The following is a 12,471-nucleotide window of genomic DNA, read 5'->3' on the forward strand; positions in this document are numbered from 1 at the left end:
ATGACCACGCAGATCCGTCAGGACGACGCCACCGACACCGCCCATCTCGCCACGCTCGCCGAAGTCGTCGCGCGGCAGACTGCCTGGACTCCGGACGCCGTCGCGGTCGTCACCGCGCAGGGGGAATCCCACAGCTACGCCGAGCTGGACGCCCGCGCGCGCCGGCTCGCGGTGCTGCTGCGCCGCTCGGGGGTCACGCGTGAGTCGCTGGTCGGCGTGCATCTGCACCGCGGCCTGGACCTCGTCGTCAGCCTCCTCGCCGTGTGGAAGGCCGGCGCCGCCTACGTGCCGCTCGACCCGGCGCACCCGGCGGAACGGCTGGAGTGGATGGCCGCGGACGCCGGGCTCGCCCTGGTGATCACCGAGTCCGCGCCCACCGGGACGCTGCTCGGCACCCCGGTGCTCGGGCTGACCGAGCGGCGCGAGACCCTCGCCGCCCTGCCGGCCGACGCGCCGGACACCCCGGCCGACCCCGACGGCGCCGCCTACGCGGTGTACACCTCCGGCTCCACCGGCCGGCCCAAGGGCGTGGTGGTCACCCACGAGGGCATCGCCAACCGGGTGCGCTGGAGCGTGCGCGAGCACGGCATCGGCCCCGGCGACCGGGTGCTCCAGAAGACGACGATGGGCTTCGACGCCGCCACCTGGGAGGTGTTCGCGCCCCTGGTCGGCGGGGCGACCCTGGTCCTCGCCCCGGTGGGGGCCGAGCGGGACCCGGCGGCGCTGGTGCGCAGTGCGGCGGACCGGGGGATCACCGTGCTCCAGGTGGTGCCCTCGGTGCTGCGGCTGCTGGTCGACGAGCCCGCCTGGGCCGAACTGACCGGGCTGCGGCTGCTGTTCTCGGCCGGGGAACCGCTGCACGCCGAGCTGTGCCGGCGCGCGCTGGACCGCAGCGGCAGCGCGGACCTGCGGATCTGGAACACGTACGGGCCGACCGAGTGCTCCATCGACATCACGGCGCAGGCGTACGACGCCGGGCAGGACGGCGGTCCCGTCCCGATCGGCCGCCCGCTCGACGGCATGCGGGTGCTGGTCCTCGATCCGGGCGGCCGTCCGGTGCCGGTCGGTGTCATCGGCGAGCTGTACGCGGCCGGCGCCGGCGTGGCCCGCGGCTATCTGGGCCGCCCGGGACTGACCGCCGAGCGGTTCGTGCCGGACCCCTACGGGCCGCCCGGCTCCCGGCTCTACCGCACCGGCGACCTGGTGCGCTGGCGCTCGGACCGGACCCTGGAGTACCGGGGCCGCGCGGACGAGCAGGTCAAGGTGAACGGGGTGCGGGTGGAGCCGGGCGAGGTCTCCGCGGCGCTGCTGGCGCACCCGGAGGTCGAGGCGGCCGTGGTCGTCGCCGCGCCCGCCCACGACGGCGGCATGCGCCTGGTCGCCTACAGCGTCACCGGTGACGGGCGCCCGCCGCGCGACTGGCGGCCGTTCCTGGCGGGCCGGCTGCCCGCGGCGCTGGTCCCCACCCAGCTGGTCCCGCTCACCGAACTGCCGCTGACCGCGAACGGCAAGATCGACCGCGCCGCGCTGCCCGCCCCGGCGCCCGAGCTGTCGGCCGCCCAGGAGCACATCGCGCCGCGCACCGACGAGGAGCGCACCGTCGCCGAGGTGTGGACCGAGGTGCTGGGCGTGGCCGACCCCGGCGCGGGCGACGACTTCTTCCAGCTCGGCGGCACCTCGCTCAGCCTGACCCGGCTCGCCGCGCGCCTGCGGGACCGGTCCGGCGCGGCGATCGAGCTCGCCGCCCTGTTCACCGCCTCCACGCTGGAGGCGCAGGCGCGGCTGATCGCACGGGCGTCGGCCGAGGAGCCGTTCGTCGCCGTTCCCCGCACGGGCCGCCTGCCGTTCTCCTTCGGCCAGCGGCGGCTCGCCTTCCTCGACCGGCTGGAGCCGGGGGGCGCCGAGTGGGTCTCCCCGCTGCTGATCGACCTGCCCGAGGGGGCCCGCACCGATGACGTGCAGCGGACCCTGGATCTGCTGGAGCGGCGGCACGAGGCGCTGCGCACCCGCTTCCCGGCCGATCTCGTGGAACAGGGGCCGCTCCTCGCGGTGCCCGGCCGGGTCGAGCTGACCGAGACCACCGTCGAACGATCCGCGCTCGGCGAGCTGCTGGCCGAACGGTTCGCGCGCGGCTTCGACCTGGAGCGGGGCCCGTTGTGGCGGGCGGTGCTGGTCCGTTTCCCGCAGGGCGCCCCGCTGCTGGTGATCACCGTCCACCACATCGCCTGCGACGGCTGGTCGTCGGTGATCCTGGAGCGCGAGTTCACCGAGGCGCACGCGGCGTTCGCCGCCGGCCGCTCCCCCGAGCTGCCCGAACTCCCCTTCGGCTACGTGGACTACGCGGCCTGGCAGCGGGCCCGGCTCACCGAGGACCGGCTGGCGGCCGACGCCGCCCACTGGCGCGAGACGCTCGCCGGGCACACCCCGCTGCCGCTGCCCACCGACCACCGGCGCCCCGCCCGGCGCGACCACCGCGGCGCCGTCGTCCCGCTGACGATCCCCGCGGAGGTGGTGCGTCCGCTGACCGAACTGGGCCGCGAGCACGGCGCCACGCTGTTCATGACGCTGCTCACCGCGTTCGCCACGCTGCTCGCCCGGCACAGCGGGGAGAGCGACATCGTGGTGGGCACCCCGGTCGTGGGCCGCACCCGGCCGGAGACGGAGCACCTCGTCGGGTTCTTCCTCAACTCCCTGCCGCTGCGCTGCGACATGGACGGCGGTCTCGGCTTCGACGAGGCGCTGCGCCGGGTGCGCGCGGTCACCCTGGACGCGTTCGCCCACCAGGAACTGCCCTTCGACCGGCTCGTCGAGGAGGTCCAGGACGGCCGCGACCCGTCCCGTACCCCCGTCTACCAGGCGGCCTTCGACCTCCTCGACGCCGAACTCACCACGGCGGGCGTCGACTTCGGCGAGCTGGCCGAGCTCGGTGACTCCTGGCGGATCGCCAAGACCGACCTCAGCCTGTTCCTGCGGCCGCGTCCGGACGGCACGATCGTCGGCGTCCTGGAGTACGCCACGGCGCTCTTCGAGCACGCCACCGTGGAGCGGTTCGGCGCCCAGCTGGTGCGGCTCCTCACGCACGCGGTGGCCGCGCCGGACACCAGGCTGGCCGATCTGGAACTGCTCACGGAAGCCGAACGCCACCGCCAGCTGGTGGAGCTCAACAAGGGCGCGGGCGAGACGCTCGCCGACCCCGCCGACCGCACCGTGCTGGAGATGATCGAGGCCCGGGCGGCCGAGCACCCGTTCGCCCCGGCGCTGCGGGGCGAACGCACCGTCACCTTCGGCGAGCTGGACACCGCCGCCAACCGGATCGCGCACCGGCTGAGCGATTCCGGGGTCGGCCCCGATTCCGTGGTCGGCGTCCTGCTGGACCGCGGCCCGGACCTGATCGGCGCGTTCCTCGGCAGCTGGAAGGCCGGCGCCGGGTATCTGCCGCTCGACCCCGAGCACCCCGCCGAGCGGGTCGCCGCCATGCTCGCCGACGCGGGCGCCGGCGTGCTGATCACCTCGGCGGAGCACGGCGCCCGGGTGGCGCACCTGTTCCCCGGCGAACTCGTGGTCCTGGACCGCGACCGGGAGCTGCTTCAGCGGCTGCCGGCCGAGCCGCCCGCGCGCCGCGGCGATCCGCGGGCCACCGCCTACGTGATCTTCACCTCGGGCTCCACCGGGCGGCCCAAGGGGGTCCGCGTCGAGCACCGCGGCCTGGCCAACCACGTGGCCTGGGCGGTCCGCGACCTGGCCGGCCGCGGCGGCACCGGCGCGGCCCTGTTCTCCTCCACCGCCTACGACCTGGTCGTACCCAACCTGTACGCGGCGCTGGCCGCCGGGCAGCCGCTGCACCTGCTGCCCGCCGGACTCGACCTCGCCGACCTCGGGGCCACGCTCGCCGCCCACGCGCCCTACAGCTTCCTGAAGCTGACCCCGGGGCATCTGGAGATCCTCTCCCACCAGCTCACCGACGAGCAGGCGGCCGGCCTCGCCGAGGTGGTCGTGGTGGCGGGCGAGGCCTTCCCCGGCGAGGCCGCCTCCCGCTGGCTGCGGCTGCTCGGGCCGGGCCGGCTCGTCAACGAGTACGGGCCCACCGAGTGCTCCGTCGGCACCTGTGTGCACCCGGTGGACGAGCCGGTCGAGGGCACCGTGCCCATCGGCCGTCCGCTGCCCGGCATGTCGATGTACGTCCTCGACGACGGGCTGCGCCCGGTGCCGCCCGGCGGTGTCGGCGAGCTGTACGTGGGCGGCACCGGAGTCGCCCGCGGCTACACCGGCCGGCCCGGCCAGACCGCCGAGCGTTTCCTGCCCGATCCCTACGGGCGGCCCGGCGACCGCCTCTACCGCACCGGCGACCTGGCCCGCCGGCTGCCGGACGGCACGGTCGACTTCCTCGGCCGCGTGGACCACCAGATCAAGGTGCGCGGCCACCGCGTCGAACCCGGCGAGATCGAGTCGGTCCTGGTCGCCCACCCGGGCGTGCGCGAGGCCGTCGTACTCGCCGGGCAGGGCCTGACGGCGTACACGGTGCCCGCCGGGCCCCAGCCGCCGTCGGCCGGTGAACTGACCGCGCACTGCGCGCGGTCGCTGCCCGCCTACATGGTCCCCACCGACTTCGTCGCGATCGACGCCGTACCGCTGACGCCCAACGGCAAACTCGACCGGGCCGCGCTGCCGGACCCCGCCGCCGAGGCCGCCGAGGCCGGGCACACCGGCCCGCGCGACATCGTCGAGGAGCGGATCGCCGCCGTCTGGACCGGCCTGCTCGGCCGGGAGCCCGGCATGGACGACGACTTCTTCCACAGCGGCGGCAACTCCATCCTCGGCATCCGGCTGATCTCCGCGATCCAGAACGAGTTCCAGGTCGCCCTGCCGCTGCGCGCCCTCTTCGAAGATCCCACGCCGGCCCGGCTCGCCCGCGCCGTCGAGGCACTCGTCCAGGCCGAACTCGACGGCGCCCGGACCGACGAGTCCTCCCCGAACCTTCCGCACTCCTCGCAGACCAAGGAGCACTCCGCATGACCACCGGCGCAGAGCACTCTTCCACCGGCGACCGCCTGCGCGCTGAACTGCTGCGCCGGCTGGCGGGCCGCACCACCGAACAGCGCCGGCCCGAGATCCCGCGCGCCGACCGGGAGCAGCCGCTGCGGCTGTCCCCGGGCCAGCAGCAGATGTGGTTCCTGCAGCGGCTCGAACCGGACAGCCACGAGTACATCGTCCCGCTGACGCTGCGGCTGACCGGCCCGCTGGACGAGGCCGCGCTGCGCCGGGCCGTGGACGCGGTCGCCGCCCGGCACGAGGTCCTGCGCACCCGCTACGACTTCGTGGCCGGCCGGCCCGTGCAACTGGTCGATCCCGCGGGGCCCGTGCCGTTCACCACCACCGACCTGGGCGCGCTGCCCGCCGCCGAGCGCCCGGACGTAGCCCGCGCCCGGGCCGCGGCCTGCGCCCGCGAGCCCTTCGACCTGGGCGCCGAATGGCCGCTGCGGGTCCGCCTGTTCCGGCTCGGCGACGAGGACTGGGTGCTCGCCCTGCTCTTCCACCACATCGCCTGCGACGCCTGGTCCACCCAGATCTTCGCCCGCGACCTCAGCGCCTGCTACCGGGGCGAGCAGCCCGGCCCCGCGCTGGAGGTGCAGTACGCCGACTACGCCGAGTGGCAGGCGGGGCGCACGGAGGGCGCCGCGCTCGCCCCGCACCTCGACTACTGGCGGCGGCAGCTCGCCGGGGTGGCCCCGCTCGAACTGCCCACCGACCGGCCGCGTCCGCCGGTGCGGGACACGTCGGGCGCCACCGAGGCCTTCGCCCTGCCGGACGCGTTGTCCGCACGGCTGCGGGAGCTGGCCGCCGCCCACCGCACCACGCTGTTCACGGTGCTGCTGACCGCCTACCAGACCCTGCTGTCGAAGTACACGTCGAGTACCGACATCGCGGTCGGCACCGTCGTCTCCGGGCGGGTGCGCCCCGAGGTGCAACAGCTCATCGGCTACGGCATCAACAGCCTGGTGATGCGGGCCGCGTGGGACGGCGATCCCCGGTTCAGCGCTCTGCTGGAGCGGGGCCGCACCGTCGTCCTGGACGCCTTCGACCACCAGGAGACGCCGTTCGCCCGGCTGGTGGACGAGCTCCAGCCCGAGCGGGACCTCTCGCGCACCCCGCTGTTCCAGGCCGCGTTCACCCTGCACGAGTCCCGCACCGCCGCCTACGACCTGCCGGGCGTGCGCGTGGAGCCCTTCGACGTACCGGCCTCGGTGGCCCGGTTCGACCTCCAGTTGCAGGTCGAGGAGTCCCCCGACGGCTCCTTGCAGGGCCGGTTCGAGTACGCCACCGCGCTGTTCGACCGGTCGACCGCCGCCCGGTTCGCCCGCCACCTGGTGCGCCTGCTGCACGCCGTGGCGGACACCCCCGACGCCCGGCTGTCCGCGCTGTCCGTCCTGGACGAGGCCGAACTCGCCGTCCTCGTCGACCCGCTCACCACCGAGGCGGCCGACCCCCGGCTCGTCCACGAGGTGTTCGAGGCACGGGCCGCGGCCACCCCGGACGCGATCGCGGTCGTCTCCGACGGCCAGGCCCTCACCTATGCCGAGCTGAACGCCCGCGCCAACCGCGTCGCCCACCGGCTGATCGCCCTCGGCGCGGGCCCCGACCTGGTCGTGGGCATCTGTGTGGAGCGCGGCCCGGAGCTGATCCCCGCGATCCTCGGCGTCCTGAAGTCCGGCGCCGGATACCTCCCGCTCGACCCGGCCAACCCGGCCGAGCGTCTCGGCTATGTCGTCGGCGACGCCGGGCCCCTCGCCGTCCTGACCGAAACCGCGCACGTGGATCTGGTGGACGGCATCCACGACGGCCCCGTGGTCGTGCTCGACCAGGAGCGCGAGAGCGCGGCATGGGCGGCGCTGCCGGAGTCGAACCCGGCCGCGGCCGGCCACCCCGACCAGCTGATCTACGTCATCTACACCTCCGGCTCCACCGGCCGCCCCAAGGGTGTCTGCCTCACCCACCGCAATGTGCTGCGCCTGCTGACCACCGCCGACCGCCACTACGGCTTCTCCCCCGAGGACGTCTGGCCGCTCTTCCACAGCTACGCCTTCGACGTCTCGGTCTGGGAGATGTGGGGCGCGCTGCTGCACGGCGGCCGGCTCGTCGTCGTACCCGCCGCGGTGACCCGTTCCCCGGACGAGTTCCTCGATCTGCTGGTCGAACAGCGGGTCACCGTGCTCAACCAGACGCCGTCCGCGTTCCGCGCGCTGGTGTCCGCGGCCGCCGAGGGCGACGAACGCATCGGCCGGCTGCGGCTGCGCGCCGTCGTCTTCGCCGGCGAGAAGCTCCAGGTCCCCGACCTCCAGCCGTGGGTGGACCGGCTCGGCCTGGACCGCCCGGCGCTGCTCAACATGTACGGGATCACCGAGACCACGGTCCACACCACCTACTACCGGGTGGGCCCCGCCGACCTGCGCCCCGACGCGGGCAACCCCATCGGGGTCCCCCTCGGCGATCTCCGGGTGCACCTCCTGGACGCCTGGGGTGAGCCCGTCCCCGTCGGCGTCTTCGGCGAGATCCATGTCGCGGGCCCCGGCGTGGCCCGCGGCTACCTGGGCCGGCCGGCGCTGACGGCGGAGCGCTTCGTGCCCGACCCGTTCGGCCCGCCCGGTTCCCGGCTCTACCGCAGCGGCGACATCGCGCGCCGACTGCCCGACGGCTCCCTGGAGTTCCTCGGGCGCGCCGACGGACAGATCAAGATCCGCGGCTACCGTGTCGAACTCGGCGAGATCCAGGCCGCGTTGACCGAGCTGGACGGCATCCGCGACGCGGTGGTCGTGCTCCGCGAGGACGTGCCGGGCCAGAAGGAGCTCGTCGCGTACACGGTGCTCGCCCCGGAGACCTCCTACGAGCCGGCCGAGCTGCGTGAACTCCTCGGCGCCCGGCTGCCGTCCTACATGGTCCCGGCCGCGTTCGTCGCCCTGGACCGGCTGCCGCTGACCACCAACGGCAAGCTGGACCGCCGTGCCCTGCCCGCCCCGAGCGGCGACGCCCGCCGGGCCGGCGGCGCCTACACCGCCCCGCGCACCCCCACCGAGGAGCGACTGGCCGAGGTGTGGGCCGAGGTGCTCGGCCTGGACAAGGTCGGCGTCGATGACGGCTTCTTCGACCTCGGCGGCGACTCCATCCGGGCCGTCGCCCTGGTCGGCGCGATCCGCTCGGCCGGCCACGACATCACCGTCCGCGACGTCTTCGAGTACCGCACGGTCGCCCGCCTCGCCGAACTGCTCACCGGCCGCTCCGCGCCCGCCGTGGTGCCCGACCCGGTACGGCCCTTCGCCCTCATCGACGCGGCGGACCGGGCACTGCTGCCGGAAGGGGTGGCCGACGCCTACCCGCTCTCACAGGTGCAGGCGGGCATGGTGCTGGAGATGTCCGTCGCCGACGGGCAGAACAACTACCACAACGTGACGAGCTTCCGGCTCCGCGACGAGCGTCCCTACGACCACCCGTCGCTGGTCGAGGCCGCGCGGATCGTCGTGGCACGCCACGAGGCGCTGCGCACGTCACTGGACCTGACCGGCTACTCCGTCCCGATGCAGCTGGTCCACGAGATCGCCGACATGCCCGTGGGCACCCAGTCGCTGCACGGCCTGACCGAGGAGGAGATCAGGGACGCGGTACGCGCGTACACCGCCCGCGAACGCGCCCGCGTCTTCGACCTGTCCGTGCCCACCCTCATGCGGCTGTTCGCCCACGACACCGGCAACGGCAGCTGGTGGCTGTCGATCACCGAGTGCCACCCCGTCCTGGAGGGGTGGAGCCACCACTCCATGCTGATGGAGATCCTCGATGTGTACGGCGCCCTCCGCGACGGCCGCCCCGTCGAGGAGCCCGAGCGGCCCGGCACCCGGTTCGCCGACTTCATCGCCGCAGAACTCCAGGCCCTGGAGGACCACGACGACCGGGCGTACTGGAGCCGTGTCGTCGCCGACCACGCCCCGCTGGAGGTCCCGGCCGGCTGGGGCGACGGCGCCGACGCACCCCGCGCCACCTACCAGGCCTCCGTCCCGGTCACCGATCTGGAGGACCGGCTGCGGGCGCTCGCCGGCCGGGCCCGGGTGTCGATGAAGAGCGTGATGCTGGCGGCGCATCTGAAGGTGATGAGCCAGCTGACCGGCGAGGCCGCCTTCCACACCGGCCTGGTCTGCGACGCCCGCCCCGAACTGCCCGGCGCCGACCGCGTCTACGGCATGTACCTCAACACGCTGCCGTTCGCCTTCGAGACGGGCCGCGCCGCCACCTGGCGGGAGCTGGTCACCCAGGTCTTCGCCGCCGAGATCGAGTTGTGGCCGCACCGCCGCTACCCCATGCCGGCCGTGCAGCGGCTGGCCGGCAGCGGTCAGCTGCTGCACGTGTACTTCAACTACCAGGACTTCCACCAGGTCGACACCGAGCGCGTCGACCACGAGGCCGCGATCGACGACAGCCCCACCGAGTTCCCGCTGACCGTCTCCAGCCGGGGCGGCCATGTCATCGTCACGGCGAACGGCCGGATGGTGTCGCAGGAGAACGCGGAGCGGATCGCCGCGATGTACCGGCTGGTGCTGGAGGCGATGGCCGCCGACTTCGACGGCGACGCCCAGGCGGTGTATCTGCCGCTCGGGGAGCGGGAGGTGGTCCTGCGGCGGTGGAACAACGCCGACACGGACGAACAGGCCGCCTTGGTTCCGGAGTCGTTCGCGGAGCAGGTGGCGCGGGTTCCGGGAGCTGTGGCGGTCACCTCGGGAGGCGTGTCGCTGACGTACGCCGAACTGGACGACCGCTCCGCGCGGTTGGCCGGGGCTTTGGCTGCCGCTGGTGTCGGCGCCGGTGATGTCGTCGCCGTCCTGCTGGAGCGTGGCGTCGGTCTCCTCGTCGCCCTGCTCGCGGTGCAGCGCACCGGCGCCGCGTACCTCCCCCTGGACGCCACGCACCCCGCCGGACGCCTGACCGGGATCATCGAGGACGCCGCACCCGCGGTGCTGCTGACGCAGGAGTCGCTGCACGAGACGGCCACGGAGATCCACCAGGGCACGTGTGTGCTGGTGGAGGAGGCGGTCACGGCCGAGCCGCTGGCGCCTCGCTCCGTCGATCCGTCGGCGGTGGCATACGTCCTCTACACCTCCGGCTCCACCGGCCGCCCCAAGGGCGTCCAGATCAGCCACGGTGCGCTGGGCAACCTCCTCACCGGCATCCGGCGTGTGCTCGGGCGGTCGGAGGCGGTGGAGTCGTGGCTGGCGTCGACTTCGGTGTCGTTCGACATCTCCGGTCTGGAGCTGTACCTGCCGCTGGCGGGAGGCCACCGGGTCGTCATCGCCGAGTCCGGGCAGGACCTGGTCGAACTGATCGAGACCGAGCACGTCACCCACGTCCAGGCCACCCCCTCCGGGTGGAAGCTCCTGCTGGAGTCCGGATTCCGCACCACCTCCGTCACAGCCCTCGTCGGCGGTGAGGCACTCCCCCTCGAACTGGCCCAGACCCTGCGCTCCCACGTGGCACGCCTCGTCAACGTCTACGGCCCGACCGAGACCACCATCTGGTCCACCACGTGGGAGGTTCCCGCCGATCCGACGGGCGTCTCCATTGGTGCGCCGATCGACAACACCCAGCTCTACATCGTCGACACCCACATGGAACCCGTCCCCGTCGGTGTGGTGGGTGAGCTGTGCATCGCCGGTGACGGAGTCGCCCAGGGCTACCTCGGACGCCCCGCGTTGACCGCAGAGCGTTTCGTCCCCGACCCCTTCGGCCCCGCCGGCACCCGCCTCTACAAAACAGGCGACCTCGCCCGCCGCATGCCCGACGGCTCCCTGGAGTTCCTCGGCCGCACCGACCACCAGGTCAAGATCCGCGGCTACCGCATCGAACTCGGCGAGATCGAATCCCGCCTCCTCACCCACCCCACCGTCAAAGACGCCACCGTCATCGCGCGTACTGAGGAATCGGGCGACACCTGGCTCGTCGGCTACCTGATTCCCAACGGTGCGGTCGATCAGGGTGAGTTGCGGGCGCACTTGCGTGAGGAACTGCCCGATTACATGGTCCCCGGCGCCTTCGTCGAACTCGACACCTGGCCGCTGAACACCGCCGGCAAGCTCGACCGCAAGGCCCTGCCCGCGCCCGAAGTGGTGCCCCAGGCCGAGTACGTCGCCCCCCGCACCGAAGCCGAGAGAAAGATCGCCGACGCCTGGGCAGCCGCGCTCGGACTCGAACAGGTCAGCGTCGAGGACTCCTTCTTCGACCTCGGCGGCGACTCCATCCGCGCCATCGTCCTCGTCGGCGCCATCCGCTCCGCCGGCTTCCAGGTCGCCGTCCAGGACATCTTCGAACACCGCACCATCACCGAACTCGCCGACCACCTCGACACCCACAACACCCCCGCCCAAACCGACCACTACGTCCAGCCCTTCGAGCTGATCAACGACCACGACCGCATCCTCCTCCCCCCAGACGTCACCGACGCCTACCCCGTCTCCCAGGTCCAGCTCGGCATGCTCGTCGAAATGTCCCTCGGCACCGAACGCGCCGCCTACCACAACGTCGACGCCTTCCGCATCCGCGACGACCAGCCCCTCGACCCCACCGCACTCCAACACGCCACCGACGAACTCATCACCCGCCACGAAACCCTCCGCACCGGCTTCGACCTCACCGGATACTCCGAACCCCTGCAACTCGTGCACGAGAAGGCGGACTTGCGGGTCACGGTCGGCGCTCCGGACGACGGTGAGTGCGAGAACGAGCAGCGCGCCACGCCGTTCGACCCCGCGGTCCCGCCGCTGATCCGGGTCAACGCGCTGGCGGGGGCCCACGAGCACGAGTGGCAGCTCGTCTTCACCCACGCGCATCCGATCCTGGAGGGCTGGAGCTACCACGCCCTGCTCACCGAGTTGCTGGACCTGTACCGCGCTTTCCGGGACGGCCGGGACGTCGCGCCGGCGGCGAGTGAAGGCAGCCGCTTCGCCGACTTCATCGCGGCCGAGCAGGCGTCCGTGGCCGGCGAGTCGGATCAGGCCTACTGGGGGCGCGTGGTCGCCGATCACACCACGCTGACCGTGCCGGCCGGCTGGGGTGACGAGTCGGTCGCGGCCGGTACCGCCCACCGCTTCCCGATCGAGCTGCGCGATCTGGACGAGCGGCTGCGGGCGCTCGCCGGCCGGGCCCGGGTGTCGATGAAGAGCGTCCTGCTGGCCGCGCACCTCAAGGTGCTGAGCCAGCTGACGAGCGAGACCGCCTTCCACACCGGCCTGGTCTGTGACACGCGTCCGGAGCTGCGGGGCGCCGACCGCGTCTACGGCCTGCACCTCAACACGATCCCGTTCCCCTTCGACGCGGATCGGGCCGTCACCTGGCGGGAGCTGGTGGCACAGGTCTTCGAGCAGGAGACCGAGCTGTGGCCGCACCGCCGCTACCCGCTGCCCGCCATCCAGCGTGACGCCGGTGGCAACCGGTTGCTGG

Annotated in this window: 2 protein-coding genes (1 of these 2 only partly in view); both read left to right on the forward strand. The window is 73.5% G+C overall.

Going from position 1 to position 12,471, the window contains the following annotated elements:
* Positions 1 to 5,013 carry a non-ribosomal peptide synthetase gene (locus tag FRZ03_RS01995; RefSeq protein WP_146463373.1) on the forward strand — a complete coding sequence of 1,671 codons (5,013 nt, stop codon included), beginning with the start codon at positions 1 to 3 and terminating at the stop codon, positions 5,011 to 5,013.
* Positions 5,010 to 12,471, forward strand: partial view of a non-ribosomal peptide synthase/polyketide synthase gene (locus tag FRZ03_RS02000; protein ID WP_146463374.1) — the beginning only. It continues 16,037 nt past the right edge of the window; 7,462 of the gene's 23,499 nt are visible here — the first part of the coding sequence; the start codon lies at positions 5,010 to 5,012; its stop codon lies off the right edge, out of view. The genes FRZ03_RS01995 and FRZ03_RS02000 overlap by 4 nt, the downstream gene beginning before the upstream one ends.

Source organism: Streptomyces misionensis (assembly GCF_007896895.1).
In the GTDB taxonomy this organism is placed as follows: domain Bacteria; phylum Actinomycetota; class Actinomycetes; order Streptomycetales; family Streptomycetaceae; genus Streptomyces; species Streptomyces misionensis_A.

What these genes read in the sequence shown, in the direction of transcription:
- FRZ03_RS01995 (WP_146463373.1), top strand. Translation starts at nt 1, where the DNA reads ATGACCACGCAGATCCGTCAGGACGACGCCACCGACACCGCCCATCTC.